Below are 19,966 nucleotides of genomic sequence, written 5' to 3'. Positions count from 1 at the left end.
ATGGAATCCTCCGCCCAACTCGTCATCCTCGCCGGCCTCGGCATAGGCCTCATCTACGGCGCCGTTGGGCTGCTCAGCGGCTTCTGCCTGATGAGCAGCATGCGCGGCTTTCTGGCGGAGGGCGACGGGAGGCTGGTGCGAACCTATGCGCTGGCGATCGCTGTTGCGATCGCCGCAAGCCAGCTCCTCGCCGGCAGCGGCACGGTCGATCTCGGCAAGTCGATCTATTTGCAACAATCCTTCTCCGCACCGGTGCTGTTCCTCGGCGGCCTGCTGTTCGGCTACGGCATGGTGCTGGCGAATGGCTGCGGCTCGCGCGCCCTGGTGCTGCTCGGGCGTGGCAATCTCCGCTCGTTCGTCGTCGTGATCGTTCTTGCGATTGCCGCGCAGATGACGCTCAAGGGCCTGATCGCGCCGGCGCGCATTGCGCTGGTCCAAGCGTCGCAAACCACGGTCAGCGCGAACTCGCTGCCGTCCGTGCTGGCGACGCTTGGATTCACGGAGGTACTTTCGCGCTCGCTCGCCGCCGCTGCGGCTGTCGTCGCGTTGATCCTGTTTGCTTTCGCTCATCCTGCGTTTCGTCGCTCGCCGGGTCAGATCGTGGCAGGCGCCATCGTGGGTTTCCTGGTCGCCGGCGGCTGGTACGTCACCGGCTATCTCGGTGCCGACGACTTCAATCCCGTTCCGGTAACCTCGCTCACCTTCATCGCGCCGATCGCGGACGCCCTGCAATACGCCATGCTCTCGACCGGCTTGACGCTGAATTTCGGCATCGCGACTGTTGCCGGCGTCTTCGCCGGCAGTCTGGTGACGGCACTCGCGACGGGGCGCTTCAAGCTCGAAGGCTATTCATCGCCACGCCACATGCTGCGCTCAGGCACCGGTGCTGCGCTGATGGGGATCGGCGGCGTGATGGCGTTCGGCTGCTCGATCGGGCAGGGGCTCACCGGCATGTCGACGCTCGCGCTTGGCTCGTTCGTCGCGGTTGCCGGCATCCTGCTCGGCACCGCGGCGGGCCTGCGCGGAAGCTTGAGCGTTCAGCCGCTCGCGGTGGCCTGACTGCGCAACAGCCGGTCGCCCAGCGTCGCAAGACCGATGCCGATGACGATCAGTCCGGCCGCGACGGCAAGGCTCATGTCGATCGGCTCGCCGAGCAGGATCGCGGCGCTGGCAATGCCGACCAGCGGTGTCCCGGTGGTGCCGAGCGAGGTCGTCAGCGCCGAGATGCTCCTGTTGACCATCGACATCGCCCAATAAGCCAGCGCCGTCCCGATCAGGCCGGAATACAGGAAGAGCAGGACGAGCCTCCACGACCATTCCGCGTGGGGCCGGCCATCCGTGACCACCGCCGACCCCGTCAGCACGATCGTCGCGACGAGCACCTGCCAGATCAGGAGCTGGAGTGGGGAGGCGATCCAGCGGTGCGCGCGGATGCAGATGATGTTCGCGGCCCAGGAGATCGCGGCCAGGATCACCATGCCGGCGCCGAGCACGACGTTCACATTGGTCCAGTCAATGGACGCGGGGTTCAGGATCACGGCAAGGCCGACCAATCCGAGCAGGGCGCCGGCGAGCTTTGGCGCGGTCAGCGCATCCTTCCCCAGCAAGGGCGCGGCGATCGCGACCCAGAGCGGCGTGGTGTAGCCGAGCACGATGGCCTTGCTCGCAGGCAGGAAGCGCACACCGGCCGCAACCAGGACCGAGAACACCGTCATGTGCAGCAGCGCCACGCTCAGGACCACGGGAATGTCGCGCCGCTCCGGGATCACCAGATTCTTGCTCAGTCCGAGGATCACGAACAATCCAGCCAGCGCGATCCAGCTCCGGATCGCTGAAGTCCACAGTGGCGGAAGGAACTGGACGAGCTGTTTCGTCACCGACCAGTTCACGCCCCAGGCCAGCACGACGATGAGGAACAGGCCGACGGCGGCGCGAGCGGACAGGGAGTTCATCGCAGGATCATCCTTGAAGCAATCCAGTCCGGCGGATAGCATCTCATCTGGCACCAGAAAAAGTGCCAGATTGGAGAAGAATAAGGTGCCAGTCTCCGAAGGCCTGATAGCCGGCCTAATCGACCTCAATCGCGCCGACGACGAGGGGCTGGCGGCGCAACTGACGGGTCAGCTTCGACGCCTGATCGCGAGCGGGCGCCTCGGCAAGGGCCGTGCGCTGCCGTCGAGCCGCCAGCTTGCAGGCGATCTCGGCGTCTCTCGCAACACCGTCACCTACGCGTTCGAGCAGCTCGCCGCGGAAGGGTATTTGGCAGCGTCGCACGGGCGGCGCCCGGTCGTGATTGTCGACGGCGCTGAGCGGATCGATGCAGCAGGGGCAGCTATATCGCGTCCGCGTGCTCCCAAGCCGCGGCTCTCGCCCTGGGCCTCAAAGCTCCAGCAGGCGGACTGGCCGATGTCTTATCAGGCGCCGCTAAAGCCCTTGCGTCCGGGGCATGGCGACGCAAGAGAGTTTCCGAACGACATCTGGGGACGCTGCCTGCGCCGCAGCGCCGTAGGGGCGGCCAGGCGCGAGCTCGGACCGGTCAACCGGCCGCGCCTGCGCGAGGCGCTGGCGCATTACCTCGCAACCAGCAGAGGCGTTCGCGCCGGCGCGGATCAGATCCTGATCCTGCCGAGCGCGCAGGCCGCGCTGACCCTGATTGCGGCTGCCGTCATCACGCCGGGCGACGAGGTCTGGGTCGAGAATCCCGGCTATCCCGGTGCCGCAGCCGCCTTCCGCGCCTCCGGTGCGCGCGTGACCGGCATCGGGCTGGACGAGCAGGGCATGCAGCGGATTGCAGGCCAGGCGACACCAACGCTGATCTTCATGACGCCTTCGCACCAGCATCCGACCGGGCGGCTGATGTCGCTGGCACGCCGCACCGAGTTTCTCAGGGCAAGCAGGCCCGGCAAGACCTGGATCGTGGAGGACGACTACGACGGCGAATTTCACTACGACAGCCGGCCGGTGCCGGCCTTGCAGGGCCTCGATGCACACGGCCGCGTGTTCTATGTCGGCACCTTCTCGAAGGCGATGACGTCGGATATCCGGCTCGGCTATCTCGTCGCGCCTCCGGCAATGGTCAGCACGCTGGAGATCGCGCAGCGGCATATCGGACTGATTGCGTCCAGCCACATCCAGGAGGCGCTGGCTGAGTTCATTGCGGACGGGCATTTCCTGGCGCATCTGCGCCGGGTACGCCGGCTCTATCACGCGCGCCGCGATTATCTCGTCGCGGGGTTGGAGCGCCATCTCGGCGAAGTGCTCACGGTCGAAGTGCCCTCGGGCGGTATCCAGCTCGTGGCGCGCCTCAAGCGCGGTCGCACCGATCAGGCGGCGGTGAAGCGGCTGGGTGAGGCGGGCGTTGTCACGCGAGCCCTATCCAGCCTGGCGCTCGGCAAGCCGCGCGATCACGGCCTGCTGCTCGGCTTTGCGGCGTGGCGCGAAAGCGAGATCAGCGCGGCCGTGCGGACGATGGCGTCGTGTTTCTAGCGACTGCGCGCTAATCCACCGCCTTCGTCACGATGCGGATCTCCGATGTCAGCGTGCGGTGCACCGGGCACTTGTCGGCGATCTCCATCAGCTTCTTGCGCTGCTCGGCATCGAGCGCGCCATCCATCGCGATGTCGCGCTCGATCTGGTCGAGCATGCCCTCGCGCGTCTCGCACTCCGCGCAATCCTTGGCGTAGATCTTCGAGTGCTTCAGCGTGACCGTGACGCGATCGAGCGGCAGCGATTTTCGGTCGGCATAGAGGCGCATGGTCATGGAGGTGCAGGCGCCGAGCCCAGCAAGCAGGAAGTCGTAGGGACCGGGACCGGCATCCTCGCCGCCGGCACCCTTCGGCTCGTCCGCGACGAGATGATGCGGCCCGACGGTGATGGTCTGGTTGAACTTGCTCTTGCGGGTCTCCTGCACCACCACTTTGCGCGGTTCTTCCGCAAGATCCATCACCTTCGCAGGTTTTGCGGTGTCGATGTAGCGGCTCGCCCAGGCGACGATCACGTCGGCCGCGTAGAGCGTATCGGCCGGCTTGGTCAGGAGATGATCGGTATGGTCGAGCGAGACAAAGCTCTTGGGGTGCTTCGCCGCAACGAAAATCTTGGTCGCATTGTCGATGCCGACGGTGTCGTCAACGGGCGAATGCATCACCAGCAGCGCCTTGTGCAGGCCGGTAACATCCTTCATCAGCTCGTGCTCGGCAATGTCGTCGAGGAATTCGCGCTTGATCCGGAACGGGCGCCCTGCGAGCGAGACCTCGACCTCGCCCTGCGTGCGGATGTTGTCGATATGCTCTTTGAAGAGGCCGGTGACGTGAGCGGGATCGGAGGGCGCCGCGATGGTGGCCACCGCTCTTGCCTCGGGAATCTTTCCGGCCGCGGCCAGGATCGCCGCGCCGCCGAGGCTGTGGCCGATCAGGATCGACGGTGCCTTGCGGACGCTCCGCAGATGATCGGCCGTGCGCACGAGATCGGCGACGTTGGAGGAAAAGGTCGAATTGGCGAAATCGCCCTCGCTGGAGCCGAGCCCGGTGAAGTCGAAGCGCAGCACCGCGATGCCTCTGGCGGCGAGGGCGACCGAGATGCGTTTGGCCGCCAGCGCATCCTTGCCGCAGGTGAAGCAGTGCGCGAACAGCGCGTAGGCGGCGGGCTCGCCGTCGGGCAGATCGAGCGCCGCCGCAAGCTGATGGCCGCCCTCGCCGGTGAATTGAAAGCGTTCCGTGGGCATGGGATTCCCCCGTTCTGTTTGAAGCTATTTAGTCGCTCGAATAGCGCTGCTCGGCCCAGGGATTGCCGCGGTTATGATAGCCGCGGGCTTCCCAGAAGCCCGGCGCGTCCTCGGTCAGGAACTCGATGGCCTGGAGCCATTTCGCGCTCTTCCAGAAATAGAGATGCGGCACCACCAGCCGCACCGGGCCGCCGTGCTCCTCCGTCAGCGGTTGTCCTGACCAGCTGTGGGCGAGCAGGGCGTCCTCGGCGGCGAAGTCTTCAAGTGCGAGGTTGGTGGTGTAGCCGTCGTAGGAATGCAGCACCACGAAGCGCGCATCCTCGCGCGGCCGGCAGACGGCGAGCAGCTCGCGCGTGGCGAGGCCCTCCCACTCATTGTCGTAGCGCGACCAGGTCGTCACGCAGTGGATGTCGGAGGTGAACTGCTCTTGCTTCTGCGCGGTGAACTCGGCGAAGCTCCAGAACACGGGATTTTCGATCGCGCCGTAGACGTCGAGCCGCCAGCGTTCACGCGACACCGGCGGCATGACCCCGAGATCGAGCACCGGCCAATCCTTGGTCAGGTGCTGCCCGGGCGGCAGGCGCTGGTCTTCCGGCCGCGTGTCCTTGCCCGTCAGGAAACGGCCTTCGCGCGCCCATTTCTCCTTGGTGCGGGTCAGCTTGCTGTCGGGCAGCGGTTCGTCGTCGGCCATGAGCTACTCGTGGCGATGCATTGCGGAGGCGTGCTTGGTGTCGCGCATGGTGGAATAGATGATCAGCGACAGGCAGATGATTCCGGCGAGATAGTAATAGAACCAGTCCTCGTGCCCAATGGTCTTGAAGTAGAGCGCGATCGCCGGCGCGGTACCGCCGAAGATCGAGACCGTGATGGCGTAGGGCAGGCCGACGCCGAGCGCGCGGACATTGGTCGGGAACAGCTCGGCCTTCACCACCGCGTTGATCGAGGTGTAGCCGGCGACGAACAGCCAGGCGCAGCAGATCAGGATGAAAGCCATGAAGGGCGACTTGGCCTCCTTCAGGGCCATCAGCAGCGGAACGGTTGCAAGCGTGCCGGCGACACCGAAGAAGATCAGCAGCGGCTTGCGTCCGATCTTGTCGGAGATGGCGCCGTAGACCGGCTGCAGGATGGTCGCGAAGATGAGCGTGCCGAAGATCACGAAGGTTGTCTGGTCCTCGGTCAGCCCGACCGAGAGCTTGACGAAGGTCTGCATGTAGGTGGTGAAGGTGTAGAACGCCGCGGTGCCGCCGGCGGTGAGGCCGACCACCAGCAGCAACTCGCGCGGATAGCGCAGCAGATTGGTGATCGAGCCGGTCGGCTTCACCACCTTCTTGGCTTCCTCGAACGCTTCTGTCTCATGCAGGCCGCGGCGCATCACCGCGGCGAATATCGCGAGCCCCGCGCCGATTGCGAACGGGATGCGCCAGCCCCAGGCCTTCAGCTCTTCCGGCGTCAGGAAGACCTTTTGCAGGAGCAGCAGCACGATGATCGCGGTGAGCTGGCCGCCGATCAGGGTGACGTACTGGAAGCTGGAATAGAAGCCGCGGTGCTTGGGATCGGCGACCTCGCTGAGATACGTGGCGCTGGCGCCGTATTCGCCGCCGAGGCTGAGGCCTTCGATCACGCGGGCGAGCGCGAGGATGACCGGCGCGGCAAAGCCGATCGTGGCATAGGTCGGCGTCAGCGCGATGATCAGCGAGCCGAAGCACATGAAGACGACGGACAGCGTCAGCGAGATGCGCCGGCCGAAATGGTCGGCGAGGTAGCCGAAGAACCAGCCGCCGAGGGGACGCATCAGGAAGGTTGCCGCGAATACGACGGCAACGTTCAATTGCTGCACGACGGGGTCGTTGCCGGGGAAGAAGGCGGGGGCGAAATAGAGCGCGAACGCCGTATAGGCGTAGAAATCGTACCACTCGACGAGATTGCCGATCGAGCCGATGAAGATCGCCTTGATCCGGCGCTCGGCGTCGGCGACGTCAAAATACTCCGAGGCCGGTTTGATTGCTTGCTCAGTCACGCCCGGCCTTTCCACTTCCCTTGTTCTTGGGAAGGCCTACATCGCCTTTCCCAGCAGAAATGGCAACTGCCGGGGGCCTCTCACTGTGCCCTGCGACCAGGTCACGGTGCCTGCCGGATCGAGGCGGAAATCAGGAATTCGCCTCAGCCATTCCTCCAGTGCAACCTGCATCTCCATTCGCGCAAGGTTGGAACCGACGCAGCGATGGATGCCGAGCCCGAAGGCGGCGTGGCGGTTTTCGCGGCGGTCGATCACGACTTTGTCAGCGTCCGGAAACATTCTTGGATCGCGGTTGGCGGCCGGGAAGGACAGCAGCACCATGTTGCCCGCCTTGACCGGGCAGCCCGAGATTGCGGTGTCCTTGACCACCTCGCGCGCCATGGTCACCGGCGAATAGGCGCGCAGCAGCTCTTCCACGGCGGTCGGGATCAGCCCGGGTTCGGCGATCAGCCGCGCGCAGTCGGCGGGAGTCCTGGCGAGATGCCAGAGCGAGGAGCCGATCGCGCTCCAGGTGGTGTCGATGCCGGCGATCAGAAGCAGGCGCAGCGAGCCCAGCACATGGGAATCCTCGAGCGGGTTGCCCTCCTTGTCCTTGGCGTTCATCAGGTAGGAGATGAGATCGTCCGTCGGCCTCGATCTGCGCTCCTCGATATGCCCCCTGAAATAGTCGCTCATCTCGCGCACGGCCTGGAGCAGCATGTTCTCGTCCCTGATGCCGAGCTCCAGGATCATGTGGATCCAATTGATGAAGAGATCGCTGTCGCTCTCGGGGATGCCGAGCATGTGCGCGATAGCCTGAACCGGGATGTATTTGCTGTAGCGTGCGGCAGCATCCACCTTGCCGTCCGCGATGAACCCGTCGATCAGCTCGTTGCAGATCGCGCGCATCCGTGGTTCCAGCTTCTTCATCGCGTCCGGCGTGAATGGCGGCAGCAGCAGCTGCTTGGCCGGCTTGTGCACGGGCGGGTCCGAGGTGATCGGAGGGGCTGCGTTCCTGGCGATCTCCGGCCGCACGTCGCGGACGATGATGCGGCGCGAGGAGAAATGCTCGGTGTCGTTGGCGATCTCGCGCACCGCCTCGTAGGTCGTCGGCATGTAGCAGCCGAGGAACCGCTCGGTGTGCACGACCGGGCTTGCGGCGCGCAACTCGTCCCAGATCGGGAAGGGATCGTCCGTCCATTGCGGATCGGTGTGGTCGAAGTCGTTGACCCAGTCGGTGACGGGCGGATGGGCGACAGGCTGGCTGACGTCGGACATCTCGAAACTTCCCTTGGGGCTCGTGTTCGCTGAATGCAGGCGGGGTGGCCGGAGGCCGCGCTATTCCTCGATCACATCGATTGCGATTTCCGGGCAGTTGGATTTGGCAAGCCACGCCTTGTCTTCGAGGCCCGGCGGAACCGTGCCATCGCCGGCTTCGTGCGCGTTGCCGTATTCGTCGAGCTCGAACAGCTCCGGCGCCAGCGCCTTGCAGCGCGCATGGCCCTGGCATTTGTCGGGATCGACGTGAACCTTCAGTCGCTCTGCCATTGCAGCTTCCTTGGTCGTTTGCGTGCGCGCGAAAGGCGGCCCGCGTTCCTCATGTCAATCTTATCGGCGGCATTTGCCGCTCGCTTTAAGTTATATCCTATTACATTCGCGGCGGGCTTCCCCTGTCAAGCGCAAACTTATAGGCTTCGCCGTAACATGCGTTCACAACTCGCTCGCAAGCCCGAGAACACCTACCATCATGGCGACCTCCGGGACGCCCTGATCAAGGCCGCGTTGCGCGAGGCTGAGCAGGGTGGCGCGGAAGCGATCAGCATCAAGGCGCTGGCGAAACAGCTCGGCGTCTCGCAGCCGGCGCCGTATCGGCACTTCGCCGACCGTGATGCGCTGCTAACGGCGGTGACGGCGGAAGCGTTCCGGCAGCTCAGTGCAACCTTTCGGGCGGCGATGGCGAAACCGTCAAAGCAGTCGAAGCTGTCGTCGCTGGCGCAGGCGATGCTGGACTTCGGATTGCGCCGTAACGGCATCTATCGCCTGATGTTTGCGTCCCGCACAGTGTCCTGCGCCGCCAAGGGCAGCGAGCTGCATGAGGCCACGCGCGAGACGTTCGCGCTTGTCATCGAGGCCCTGGAAGTGCCGGCCGTCGGCTATTTGCGCGAGCGGCAGGCCCTCAAGATTTGGGCGGCGCTGCATGGCGTGGTGATGCTGGCCGAGCAGGGACTTTTGACCGGCGAGGCCGCGCATACCACGCGTGAGGAGCTGGTCGAGGATTTTGTCAATGAGACGAAGGCCGCGCTGACGGCCGCGATCAAGGACGCGCGGCGTCGGAAAAAGGCTGGAGCTTAGGCCCTCACCTTCAGCAGCCTCATCAGCTTGTCGACTGCACTATCAGGCGTGGTGACGACTGGACGGCCAGTAGCTTCGGCAACGAGCGGCGCGGTTGCGGCGATGCTGAACTGCGCCAGTGCAATGACGTCGCAATCGCGCAAATCCTCCGATGCTTCGACGATCAGTCGGTCATGTGTGGCGCGGTCGCCGCGGTCGAGCGCAGCCAGCGCGCCTTCGGCGAGTTTCGGCACGACCTGGACCGAGGCGGGGAATTCCGGCGGCATCGAGACCAGCGTTGGCGGGAAGGTCGAGAGCAGGCCGATCCGCTTGCCCACCGTCACCGCGCGCTCGATCATCGCTTCATTCGGCTTCAAGACCGGCATCGGCGCATGCGCTCGTGCGACGGCCTCGATGCAGGGACCGAACGCCGAGCAGGTGAACAGGGTCGCGTTGGCCCCCGTTGCCGCCGCGTAGTCGCCGAGCGCGAGAAAACGCTCGGTCATGGCATCGGTGAGCTCACCGTCGCGCGCCAGATCCGCCGATAGGCTGTCGTCGAGCAGGTTCATCAGCCGCGCCTGCGGCCACGCCTGCGCAAATGCCGCCTCGATCGGCGCGATGGAATGCTTGAGGGCGTGGATGAGTGCGATGCGCATGGCTGGCGTCTCTTCTCCCTCGCCCCGCTTGCGGGGAGAGGGTCGGGGTGAGGGGGAGTCTCCACGGGGCTGGTGAGAGTCGGACTCGCGGAAGCTCCCCCTCACCCGACCGCTGCGCGGTCGACCTCTCCCCGCAGGCGGGGAGAGGTGAAGTACCGTCTACTTGAACGGCACCGCGTACATCAAGCCGCCCTTGCTCCAGAGGCCGTTGAGGCCGCGATCGAGCTTGAGCGGGCTGGCCTTGCCGACATTGCGCTCATAGATCTCGCCGTAATTGCCGGTGGCCTTGATCGCGGTGACCAGCCATTTGTTGTCGAGCCCGAGCCGCGAGCCGAGATCGCCCGAAGCGCCCAGCAGGCGCTGGATCGCGGGGGTCTGCGACTTCGCCATCTCCTCGACATTGGCTTGCGTGACGCCGAGCTCCTCGGCCTCGATCAGGCCGTAATGCAGCCAGGTGATGATGTCGCTCCAGACCTCGTCGCCGTTGCGAGTGAAGGGGCCGAGCGGTTCCTTGCTGATGGTCTGTGGCAGTACGACGTAGTCGGCCGGGTTCGGCGCGGCCGTGGTCACGGCACCGGCGAGCGCGGAAGCGTCCTGGGTCATGGCATCGCAGCGGCCGCCGAAGAAGGTCTGGTACATGGTGTCGACGCGGTCGAACACCAGCGGCTTCCAGTCGATGCCGTTGGCGCGGCCGTAATCGCCGAGCGTGACCTCGTGCGTGGTGCCCTGCGCGACGCAGACGGTGGCGCCCTTGAGGTCCTTCAGCTCCTTCACTCCGAGGTCTTTCTTCACCACAAAACCCTGGCCGTCGTAGAAGTTGATCGGGCCCTGGCGCAGGCCAAGCGTCACACCGCGCAAGTAGGTCTGCGTCGAGTTGCGGTAGAGCACGTCGATCTCGCCTGATTGCAGCGCGGTGAAGCGGTTCTGCGCCGTCAGCGAGACGTAGCGCACCTTGCTGGCATCACCGAGCACGCCGGCCGCGAGTGCGCGGCAATAGTCGACGTCGAGGCCCTTGTAATTGCCTTGCGAGTCCGGCGCGGAGAAGCCGGCAAAGCCGGCGCTGACGCCGCACACCAGCGTGCCGCGGCTCTTCACCGTGTCCAGCGTCGCCGCCGATGCGATCACCGTCGATGCTGCGAGCACGCCCGCTGCGATAGCCACTTTCCTCATACTACTCTCCCCTCAGTGATTGACACTACGCAACACGTTGTCGACGGCCGTGCCGAGCTTGTCGACGATCTGATCGATCTCGTCCGCCGACGCGATATAGGGCGGCGCCAGCAGCACGTGGTCGCCGCGCACACCGTCCACGGTGCCGCCGCCGGGATAACACCCGAGCCCGTTCGCGAAGGCTTCGGCCTTGATCTTCTGGTGCAGCTTGAGCGCGGGATCGAACGAGGCGCGCGTCGCGCGATCGGCGACGAGCTCGATTGCCCAGAACAGGCCGCGGCCCCTGATGTCGCCGACATGGCGGTGATTGCCGAAGCGCTCGGTTAGCCGCTGCTCGAGCTGCCGGCCGCGCTCCTTCACACGATCGAGCAGGCCATCCTCGCGGATCACATCCTGCACCGCGAGCGCCGCCGCGCAGGCGAGGGGATGCGCCAGATAAGTGTGGCCGTGCTGGAAGGCGCCGGAGCCCGAGCGGATGGTGTCGATGATCTTGCCGCTCGCGAGCATCGCGCCGATCGGCTGGTATCCGCCGCCGAGGCCCTTTGCGATCGCCTGAATGTCCGGCGCGACGCCTTCCTGCTCCCAGGCGTGTGTCGTGCCGGTGCGGCCCATGCCGCACATCACCTCATCGAGGATCAGCAGCGCGCCGTGCCGGTCGCAGATCTCGCGGACCGCCTTGAAGTAACCGTCGGGCGCCGTCACGGCGCCGGCGGTGGCGCCGACGACGGGCTCGGCGAGGAACGCCGCGACGGTATCAGGGCCGAGCCGCTGGAACTCGGCTTCGAGCTCCGCGGCCAGCCGCGCCACGAATTGCGCGTCGGATTCCTCCTCGCGCTTCTCGTGATAGGCAAAGGCCGGCGTCACATGGCTGAAGGCGGCGGAGAGCAGCGGTGCATAGGGCGCGCGGCGCCAGGCGTTGCCGCCGGCGGCGAGCGCGCCGAGCGTGTTGCCGTGATAGCTCTGCCGCCGTGCGATGAAATGCTGCCGCTGCGGCTCGCCGCGCTCGATGAAATATTGCCGTGCCAGCTTGATGCTGGCCTCGATCGCCTCCGATCCGCCGCTGACGAAATAGGCGTAGGCGAGGCCGCCCGGCTCATGCCCGACCAGCCTCTCGGCCAGCGCTTCGGCGGGCTCGGAGGAGAAGAAGGCGGTGTGGGCATAGGCCAGCGTCGAGGCTTGTTTCGCCATCGCCGCGATCACGCGTGGATGCTGGTGGCCGAGGCAGGAGACCGCCGCTCCACCGGAGGCGTCGATGATGCGGCGTCCGTCCTCGGCAAACAGATAGACACCTTCGCCGCCGATCGCCTTGGGCGGGGTTTCGCGTAGCGAGCGATGCAGCACGCGGCTGGTGCGAGTGCTCATGGATCAACCTTTCTCCGAGACGTAGGTGGAGGCCGAGGCAAGCCGCGCCTCAGTATTCTCCAGACGCTTCTTCGCGGCGACGCCGCCGAGCGAGAACGTGACCGCCGCGAGTGACTGCGCGATCGCGATCGCGCCCGTAAGACTGGGGAAGAAGCCAGGCGACGACGCTGCTTCGAACAGCAGCACGTGATCGGCGCCCTCGGCCATCGGTGCCGAGAGGCTGTCCGCGATCGCGATCAGCGTTGCGCCGCTGCGATGAGCGGCCTGCGCGACGCGGACACTCGCATGCGTGTAAGGCAGGAAGCCGATGACGATGACGGCTTCGCCGGGACGGAACGCGCCGAGATCGAGATCGTCGGGACCGGATGCGCCGACGAGTTGCACCTGCTCGGGGCGGAACAACCGCAGCTCGTAGTTCAAGAGTTCCGCCACACTGCGGCAGCTCCGATAGCCTGCGATCCAGATCCGCTTGGCGTCGTGCAGCGCGCGGGCCGCTTCCGCAATTGGTTGTGCCGGAATGCGCGGAAGGCCGGCGGCCTCGGCCTCGAGCTTGTCGATGACGAGCGCGACATCGGCGTTGGGACCATGACGCCGGCTCTTCGCCCTGCCGGAGAAGGGCGAGGTTTGCGACGGCCGTCGCGCTTCCGTCAGTGCGGCGCGCAGCTCGTCCCAGCCGGAATAGCCGATCGCCTTGGCAAGCCGCGTGAACGCCGCGGGATCAGCGCCGGCTTCGGCCGCGAGATCGCGCATCGAACGGGTGGTGGCGTCGTAATCATTGGCGGCGACGAAGCGGCCGACCTCCTGCAAGCGCAGGGGGAGCGATGGCAATGCGATGCGCAGTTCGCTCAGGGGCGAGGATTTCGCGGGCTCGGCCATGAAACATTTGTTGCATGAATTGGAGTTTGGTGCAACAGTTGACGTGCGCCGCCGGAAATCGCTGCATTTGAGAAGGATTTTTGTGCTGTGACCGCCGATCATCCCAGACCACCGCCGCGCCGCCGCTTCTTCGCGCTTGGGCGCAACGAATTGAAGGGCCTGTTCTGGCAGGTCCTGGTGGTGGGGATCGCGGTTGGCGTGATCGCCTTCCTCTGGTCCAACACTGTCACCAACCTGTCGGCCCGCCGCATCACCACCGGCTTCGCCTTCCTCGGCCGCGAGGCCGGCATGCCGATTGCCGACAGCCTGCTCGCCTACAATCCGAGGGATACCTACCTCTGGGCCTTCGTCGTCGGCATCGCCAACACCCTGCGTGTCGCGGTGATCGGCATCGTGCTCGCGACCATCCTCGGGACGCTGATCGGCATTTCGCGGCTGTCGGCCAACTGGCTGTTGTCGCGGCTTGCCGCCGTCTATGTCGAAACGCTCCGCGACATCCCGCTGCTGCTCCAGCTGCTGTTCTGGTACGTGCTGATGCAGGCGCTGCCGGCGGCGCGCGCGGCGTGGCGGCCGGTCGAGGGCGTGTTCCTGTCCAACCGCGGCCTGATCCTGCCGGCGATCCCGATTGGCTCGCCGCAGCTCTGGGTGCTCGGCACGGCGGTACTCGGGCTCGTCCTGTTCTATCTCATCCGGCGATGGCTGATCGCGCAGCAGATGCGTGACGGCAAGCCGCGTCCGGCCTGGCCCTTTGCGGTTGGCCTCGTCCTCGCACTGCCGACGGCCGTGTCCGTGGCGCTCGGCGTATCCTGGACGATCGAATGGCCGCAACTGCGCGGCTTCAATTTCGTCGGCGGGCTGACGCTCGCGCCGGAATATTTCGCGCTGCTGATCGCGCTCGTGACCTACACCTCGGCCTTCATCGCCGAGATCGTGCGCAGCGGCATCCAGTCCGTGCCGCGCGGCCAATGGGATGCCGCCAATGCGCTCGGCCTGCGCCGCAGCTTCATGTTGCGGCAGATCATCCTGCCGCAGGCGCTCCGCGTCATCGTGCCGCCGATGACGAGCCAGTATCTCAATCTGACCAAGAACTCCTCGCTCGCGGTCGCGATCGGTTATCAGGACGTGGTCTCGGTCGCCAACACCACGCTGAACCAGACCGGACAGGCGATCGAGGCGATCGCGCTGATCATGGCGGTGTTCCTGACCATCAGCCTTTCCATCAGCTTCTTCATGAACTGGTACAACGCGCGCATTGCGCTGGTGGAGCGCTGAGCATGACGGCGATCACCGACATCCCCGAAGCCCCCCGCGCCGCTCGCCGGCCGCAGATGGGCAATCCGGTGCTGCGCTGGCTGCGCAAGAATCTGTTCTCGTCGATTCCCAACAGTATACTCACAGTCGTGCTGCTGGCGCTGCTCGCGAAAGGCATGTTCAGCTTCGTGCAATGGGGCATCGCGAATGCGGTCTGGCTGACGTCGGCGAACGACTCCAGCGCCTGCCGCGCGGCGCGTGGCGTCGGCGCCTGCTGGGCGATCATCCCCGAAAAGTACCGCTTCATCCTGTTCGGCACCTATCCGTTCGACGAGCAGTGGCGGCCGGCGCTGTCGGTCGTGCTGTTCATCGCGCTGTACTACCTCTCGACCCGCCGCGCCCTGTGGCGGCGCGAGCTGGTCTATCTCTGGATCGGGGCACTGGCGCTGATCAGCGTGCTGATGTGGGGCGGCGTGTTCGGCCTGTCCTTCGTCTCGCAGGACCGCTGGGGCGGACTGCCGGTGACTCTGATTCTGGCGACGTTCGGTCTCGCCTTCGGCTTCCCGCTCGGCATCCTCGTCGCGCTCGGTCGGCGCTCGAAGCTGCCGGCGATCCGCTCGCTCAGCGTGCTCTATGTCGAGCTGATCCGCGGCGTGCCGCTGGTGAGCCTGTTGTTCATGGCAAGCGTGATGTTTCCGTTGTTCATGCCCGCAGGATTCAACATCGACAAGCTGCTGCGCGCGCAGATCGCGATCATCCTGTTCGCCGGCGCCTACCTCGCCGAAGTGATCCGCGGCGGGCTTCAGGCCGTGCCGCGTGGGCAATATGAAGCCGCCGACGCGCTGGGGCTCTCCTACTGGCGCAAGCACCGGCTGATCGTGCTGCCGCAGGCGATCCGCCATGTCATCCCGCCCCTGGTCAATACTTTCATCGCCTTCTTCAAGGACACCAGCCTCGTCCTGATCATCGGCATCTTCGACCTGCTGACGACGGCCAAGACCGCGATCATCGATCCGGCCTGGCAGCAATTTTCAGTCGAGGTCTACATCTTCGTCGCCGCGATCTACTTTGTCTTCTGTTTCGCGATGTCGCGCTACAGTCGCAGCCTGGAGGCGCCGACAACGCCGAAGTGACGGTTTCTCGTTTGGTGCCGCTTGTTTGCGCTTGCACCGATTGCCGATCTGGAGCTGTAATACCAGAGGTTGCTTCTGCGGTCGATTTGGCGAGGCTGTCATGTGCGTGGCCGTTTTGCGGCAATTCACCGCCGCCCTGATCTGCGCCCTGATCTTCACAACCACTCTCGGCGTGTCGTCGCGTGCCGCCGAGGCTGAGGGACTACGGGGCTATCGCGCGCCGATCGGTGAGAGTTCGATTTCGGGAATTTCGTCGGGCGCGTTCATGGCCGTTCAGTTCGGCACGGCGTGGTCGTCGGTGATCAAGGGCGTCGGCGTGGTCGCAGGCGGCCCTTACTGGTGCGCGAAGGCGGACGCGCTCGACGCCGCCACCTGGTACTGGGGGCCGATCTGGCGGGCCACGGGTGCGTGCATGAAAGGGCCGCGGTCGGATCTGGATCCGAAGGATTTTACGGCAAAGGCCGACGCGAAGGCCGCAGCGGGCGAGATCGACCCTCTCAGCAATGTCGGCAGGCAGAAGATCTATCTCTTTCACGGCTACAATGACGCAGTCGTCGACAAGGCCGCGACCGATGCGGCCGCCGATTTCTATCGCCATTATCTGGGGGATGCCAATCGCGGCAACTTGTTCTATCAGGCCACGCTCGGCGCGGGCCACTCGTTCGTCGTGACGAAACAGGGCGCGCCAGGGCTCAACGACTGCAAGGCCAACACGGAGCCCTATATCGACCAATGCGGCTATGACCAGGCCGGCGTCATCCTGCAGCATATTTACGGCCGCCTGAATCCGTCCAGTTCTGCGCAGCTTGCAGGCTCGGTGAAGAGCTTTGATCAATCGATCTATACCGCGCCGCATTTGCCCGACGCGCTGAGCATGGGCGACACCGGCTATGTGTTCGTACCTCAGGATTGCGAGCAGGGCAGTCCGTGTCGCGTCCACGTCGCGCTCCACGGATGCAAGCAGGATGTCGCCGATATCGGACGCAGGTTTGTGGATGAGGCCGGCTACAATGCGTGGGCGGATACGAACCACCTGATCATTCTCTATCCGCAGACCAAGACCAGCCCCTACTGGCCAAGCAATCCGCAGGCCTGTTGGGATTGGTGGAGCTACGTCGACCATCAGGATAGCTACGTGACGAAGTCCGGGTCGCAAATCAAGGCGATCAAGGCCATGCTGGATGCGCTCACGGCCGGGGCCGCGGCGCCTGCCGGCACGCCCGCGCCATCGCTATCAGCACCGCAGTCGCTCACGGTGATCGATACGTCGGATAGCGGCGCTGACCTGGCCTGGTCTCCAGTGGACGGCGTAACAACCTACCGGATTTCGCGTGCGGGGCCGGATGGCGCGTTCCAGGCGATTGGCGACGTGACAGGAGCGAGCTTTGGCGATTCCGGCCTGATGCCGCAAACAACATATCGCTGGCGTGTCTCGGTCATTCTGAACGGAACGGCGGGCCCCGGCTCCGACGATGCGACCGGCACCACGCGATCGACGCCTCCTCGCTGCGACGATCCCGGCTCCTGCCCGATCGTCAAATAGCGAACCGAGCAACCGTCCTGCGTGCCGCGCGATGACCAGCAGGGTGCGACGGGAGGTCGTGCCGTGCTCGCTCGGGATTAATCGATGCCGCTCATAACTCCATGCGAAATTGAGCTGATTGTTCGAGGGGGCCGCCCGCGGTAGGCGTCACCTCTTATCAGGGCTTGCCCAGTGTTCCCCCCTGCGACCGGTGGGTCGCGCCACCGGCAATCCAAGGAGCGGCTTTCCATGGACGTCATCATCAACGGCAAGACTCATCAGGTCCAGACGGAGGACGATACGCCTCTGCTGTGGGTGATCCGCGACGAACTCGGGATGACCGGGACCAAATATGGCTGCGGCATCGCCCAATGCGGCGCCTGCACGGTGTTGATCGACGGCCAGGCGACGCGATCCTGCGTCACGCCCGTCGGCAGCGTCGCCGGCCAGGCCATCACCACCATCGAGGCCGTCACGGACGACGCCGTCGGCCGTCGCGTCGTGGACGCCTGGGTGGCGAACCAGGTGCCGCAATGCGGCTATTGCCAGTCCGGTCAGGTCTTGGCCGCGACCGCGCTATTGAAGCAGAACTCGAAGCCCAATGAGCAGGACATCGCCGCGGCCATGGTCAATCTCTGCCGCTGTGGCACCTATAACGCCATCGCCGCGGCCGTGCGCCAGGTTGCCCAGGGCTGAGGGAGCGCGCGATCATGAACAGCATGACCCATGAATTCGCCCCGGCCGGTGAACTGCCGGAAGACCGGCCCGTCAACCTGTCGCGCCGCGACGTTCTCGGTGCAGCGCTGGGTGCACTTGTGCTCGGCGTCGCATTGCCCGGCGCAGATGCAAAGGCGCAGAACACCGCAGCGGCGGCAAAGTCGGCACCGCGAGTCTCCGCCTTCCTCGAAATCCGCACAGACAGCACCGCGTTGTTGCGAAGCCCCTTCGTCGAGGGCGGGCAGGGTGTTGCCACCGCGATGGCGCAGATCGTCGGCGAAGAGCTAGACATGGACCCGGCACGCTTCACCGTGGAATGCGCGCCGCCCGGCGCCGACTATCAGGTGGTTGGCGGCCGCCGTTTCACCGGCGGCAGCTTTTCGGTGCGATCGAGCTACGACACCATGCGCCGCGTCGGCGCATCGGCGCGACAGATGCTGCTGCAGGCCGCGGCCTCTCGACTGAAGGTGCCGGTGGCAAGTCTCACGACCGAGCCCGGCCGCGTGCGCCACGCTGCAACGGGCCGCACGCTCGACTATGGTGCGCTCGCCGCGGACGCCGCTGCCCTCTCGGTGCCCGAGAATGTCACGCTGCGTGCGGACAAGGATTTCCGCTGGATCGGCAAGCCGGTGGCGCGTCTCGATGCGCGCGACAAGTCCACCGGCAAGGCTGCCTATGCCATCGACATGCAGGTCGACGGCATGCTGCGTGCCGCCGTTCAGCACGCGCCGCGCCTCGATCTGGAGCCCGGCGCCTTCGCCAACGAGGCGGAGGTGAAGGCGATGCCGGGCGTGCATTCGATCCATCGTCTTCCTGGCGCCGTCGCTGTCGTCGCCGACCGCTGGTGGCACGCGCGCCGCGCGGTGGAGACGTTGCAGGTGACGTGGACCGACGCGGCGCCGGGGACGCGCCGCGCGATGCCGTCGGACTTCTCGTCGGAGGGCCGCAAAGCGCAGCTTGCGGCCGCGCCGGGACCGGGGATTGCCGCGGAGACGGTCGGCGATGCCGCCGCCACGCTGAAGGGCGCGGCGAAAATCGTCACCGCGACCTATGATGCGCCTTATCTGGCGCACGGCCAGCTCGAGCCGCCCTCGGCGCTGGCGCGCTGGAACGAGGATGGCACGCTCGATCTCTGGGTGCCCAATCAGGCCCCGGAAATGTTCCAGACGCTCGCAGCCAAGGCAGCCGGTATCCCGCCGGAGAAGGTCAAAATCCACTCGCCGATGCTCGGCGGCTTCTTCGGCCGCCACTTCATCTATGAAACCGCCAATCCGTTCCCGCAGGCGATCCAGCTGTCGAGGGCGGTCGGTCGGCCGGTCAAGCTGATCTGGAGCCGCGAGGAAGAGTTTTTGCGCGATGCGCTGCGGCCGATGGGTTTCGTGCGTTTCCGCGCCGGCCTCGACGCGAACGGGTTGCCGGTGGCACTGGAGGCGGAGGCCGTCGGCGAAGGGCCGCGTGATCGCTGGTTCGGTCGCAAGCCGGATGCGGCTGATGGCTCGGCGGTCGAAGGCATCTCCGGCAAGCCATATGCCATCAACAATCGCCGCGTCGCGCATGTCCTCGTCGATGACCCCGCGATCATCGGCTTCTGGCGTTCGGTCGGCCACTCCATGAACGACTTCTTCTACGAGACGTTCTTCGACGAGGTTGCCGACGCAGGCCAGCAGGATCCCTACGATCTGCGGCTGCGCCTGCTCGCGGACAAGCCGCGCCACAAGACGCTGCTCCAGGCGGTCGGCGAGCTCTCCGGTGGCTGGAAGCGCGGTCCCTTCACCGCGCCCGACGGCAGCAAGCGTGCACGGGGCGTTGCGATGGCTTCACCGTTCGGTAGCGAGGTCGCGACAATCGCGGAAGTGTCGCTGAGGGGAGGCGCGGTCACCGTGCACGATGTCTGGGTGGCGATCGATCCGGGTCGCATCGTCAACCCCGGCATCATCGAGGCACAGGTCAATTCGGCCGTTGCCCTCGGCCTGTCGTCGGCGCTGCTGGAGGAGGTCGTCTACGCCAAGGGCGTGCCGCAGGCGCGCAATTTCGACGGCTATCCGATCCTGCCGCCGGACCGCATGCCGCGTGTCCACGTCCGCATCGTCGAAAGCGGCGCGCCGATGGGTGGTATCGGCGAGCCCGGACTGCCCGGCGTGCCGCCGGCCGTGGCCAATGCGGTTGCCGCATTGACCGGCCAGCGCATCCGCAGCCTGCCGCTGTCGAAGATGAAGTTCGGGGCCAGCTGAG

The 19,966-nt window shown here is 65.7% G+C and carries 18 protein-coding genes; 8 read left to right on the top strand and 10 right to left on the bottom strand.

Annotated elements, in window-relative coordinates; genetic code table 11:
- A complete protein-coding gene (locus JQ592_RS02865; RefSeq protein ID WP_211401393.1) occupies positions 1-1,059 on the top strand; it encodes a YeeE/YedE family protein in 1,059 nt (352 codons plus the stop codon).
- On the opposite strand, the gene JQ592_RS02860 is transcribed toward JQ592_RS02865, so the two are convergent.
- Positions 1,038-1,952: a DMT family transporter gene (locus JQ592_RS02860; RefSeq protein ID WP_211401392.1), complete on the bottom strand. Its 915-nt coding sequence runs from the start codon at positions 1,950-1,952 to the stop codon at positions 1,038-1,040. The genes JQ592_RS02865 and JQ592_RS02860 overlap by 22 nt on opposite strands.
- Positions 1,953-2,055: 103 nt before the next feature.
- Here JQ592_RS02860 and JQ592_RS02855 point away from each other — a divergent pair, with 103 nt between their 5' ends.
- Positions 2,056-3,486 carry a PLP-dependent aminotransferase family protein gene (locus JQ592_RS02855; RefSeq protein WP_211401751.1) on the top strand — a complete coding sequence of 477 codons (1,431 nt, stop codon included), beginning with the start codon at positions 2,056-2,058 and terminating at the stop codon, positions 3,484-3,486.
- A 10-nt stretch (positions 3,487-3,496) separates the two neighbouring features.
- Here the strand turns inward: JQ592_RS02855 and JQ592_RS02850 are convergent, their stop codons facing one another.
- The 5 genes from JQ592_RS02850 to JQ592_RS02830 are packed head-to-tail and all read right to left on the bottom strand — an operon-like array spanning position 3,497 to position 8,264.
- The gene (locus JQ592_RS02850) at positions 3,497-4,720 is read right to left on the bottom strand and encodes a bifunctional alpha/beta hydrolase/OsmC family protein (protein WP_211401391.1); all 1,224 of its coding nucleotides are present in this window, start codon (positions 4,718-4,720) and stop codon (positions 3,497-3,499) included.
- A 28-nt stretch (positions 4,721-4,748) separates the two neighbouring features.
- Positions 4,749-5,411: a sulfite oxidase-like oxidoreductase gene (locus tag JQ592_RS02845; protein ID WP_211401390.1), complete on the bottom strand. Its 663-nt coding sequence runs from the start codon at positions 5,409-5,411 to the stop codon at positions 4,749-4,751.
- 3 nt (positions 5,412-5,414) lie between these two features.
- Positions 5,415-6,737: an MFS transporter gene (locus JQ592_RS02840; protein ID WP_211401389.1), complete on the bottom strand. Its 1,323-nt coding sequence runs from the start codon at positions 6,735-6,737 to the stop codon at positions 5,415-5,417.
- A 36-nt stretch (positions 6,738-6,773) separates the two neighbouring features.
- Positions 6,774-7,994, bottom strand: coding sequence for a cytochrome P450 (locus JQ592_RS02835; protein WP_211401388.1), 1,221 nt, complete (start codon positions 7,992-7,994; stop codon positions 6,774-6,776).
- Positions 7,995-8,054: 60 nt separating this feature from the next.
- Complete coding sequence (locus JQ592_RS02830) at positions 8,055-8,264, bottom strand: ferredoxin (protein WP_018648108.1); 210 nt, start codon at positions 8,262-8,264, stop codon at positions 8,055-8,057.
- Positions 8,265-8,420: 156 nt separating this feature from the next.
- Here JQ592_RS02830 and JQ592_RS02825 point away from each other — a divergent pair, with 156 nt between their 5' ends.
- Positions 8,421-9,068 (top strand): TetR/AcrR family transcriptional regulator, encoded by a 648-nt coding sequence (locus tag JQ592_RS02825; protein ID WP_211401387.1) that lies wholly within the window; start codon positions 8,421-8,423, stop codon positions 9,066-9,068.
- On the opposite strand, the gene JQ592_RS02820 is transcribed toward JQ592_RS02825, so the two are convergent.
- The 4 genes from JQ592_RS02820 to JQ592_RS02805 form a co-directional block, all read right to left on the bottom strand.
- Positions 9,065-9,703: an aspartate/glutamate racemase family protein gene (locus tag JQ592_RS02820; protein WP_211401386.1), complete on the bottom strand. Its 639-nt coding sequence runs from the start codon at positions 9,701-9,703 to the stop codon at positions 9,065-9,067. The genes JQ592_RS02825 and JQ592_RS02820 overlap by 4 nt on opposite strands.
- A 159-nt stretch (positions 9,704-9,862) precedes the next feature.
- Positions 9,863-10,873, bottom strand: coding sequence for an amino acid ABC transporter substrate-binding protein (locus JQ592_RS02815; protein ID WP_211401385.1), 1,011 nt, complete (start codon positions 10,871-10,873; stop codon positions 9,863-9,865).
- Positions 10,874-10,885: 12 nt separating this feature from the next.
- Complete coding sequence (locus tag JQ592_RS02810) at positions 10,886-12,235, bottom strand: aspartate aminotransferase family protein (RefSeq protein WP_211401384.1); 1,350 nt, start codon at positions 12,233-12,235, stop codon at positions 10,886-10,888.
- A gap of 3 nt (positions 12,236-12,238) precedes the next feature.
- Complete coding sequence (locus JQ592_RS02805; RefSeq protein WP_211401383.1) at positions 12,239-13,111, bottom strand: MurR/RpiR family transcriptional regulator; 873 nt, start codon at positions 13,109-13,111, stop codon at positions 12,239-12,241.
- Positions 13,112-13,198: 87 nt separating this feature from the next.
- On the opposite strand from JQ592_RS02805, the gene JQ592_RS02800 reads away from it, so the two are divergent.
- From JQ592_RS02800 to JQ592_RS02780, 5 genes are all read left to right on the top strand, one after another.
- A complete protein-coding gene (locus JQ592_RS02800; protein WP_211401382.1) occupies positions 13,199-14,383 on the top strand; it encodes an amino acid ABC transporter permease in 1,185 nt (394 codons plus the stop codon).
- A 2-nt stretch (positions 14,384-14,385) separates the two neighbouring features.
- The gene (locus tag JQ592_RS02795; protein WP_211401381.1) at positions 14,386-15,495 is read left to right on the top strand and encodes an amino acid ABC transporter permease; all 1,110 of its coding nucleotides are present in this window, start codon (positions 14,386-14,388) and stop codon (positions 15,493-15,495) included.
- A gap of 40 nt (positions 15,496-15,535) precedes the next feature.
- Positions 15,536-17,038: an extracellular catalytic domain type 2 short-chain-length polyhydroxyalkanoate depolymerase gene (locus JQ592_RS02790; protein ID WP_211401380.1), complete on the top strand. Its 1,503-nt coding sequence runs from the start codon at positions 15,536-15,538 to the stop codon at positions 17,036-17,038.
- 228 nt (positions 17,039-17,266) lie between these two features.
- Positions 17,267-17,713, top strand: a complete 447-nt coding sequence (locus JQ592_RS02785) for a (2Fe-2S)-binding protein (RefSeq protein ID WP_211401379.1) — start codon at positions 17,267-17,269, stop codon at positions 17,711-17,713.
- Between the two features lie 14 nt (positions 17,714-17,727).
- The gene (locus tag JQ592_RS02780; RefSeq protein ID WP_211401378.1) at positions 17,728-19,965 is read left to right on the top strand and encodes a xanthine dehydrogenase family protein molybdopterin-binding subunit; all 2,238 of its coding nucleotides are present in this window, start codon (positions 17,728-17,730) and stop codon (positions 19,963-19,965) included.
- Position 19,966 lies beyond the last annotated feature (1 nt).

It is taken from the genome of Bradyrhizobium iriomotense (assembly GCF_018129405.1).
GTDB lineage: Bacteria > Pseudomonadota > Alphaproteobacteria > Rhizobiales > Xanthobacteraceae > Bradyrhizobium > Bradyrhizobium iriomotense_B.
The sequence above is the reverse complement of the archived record's forward strand: the minus strand, read 5'-3'. Positions and strand labels throughout refer to the sequence as shown.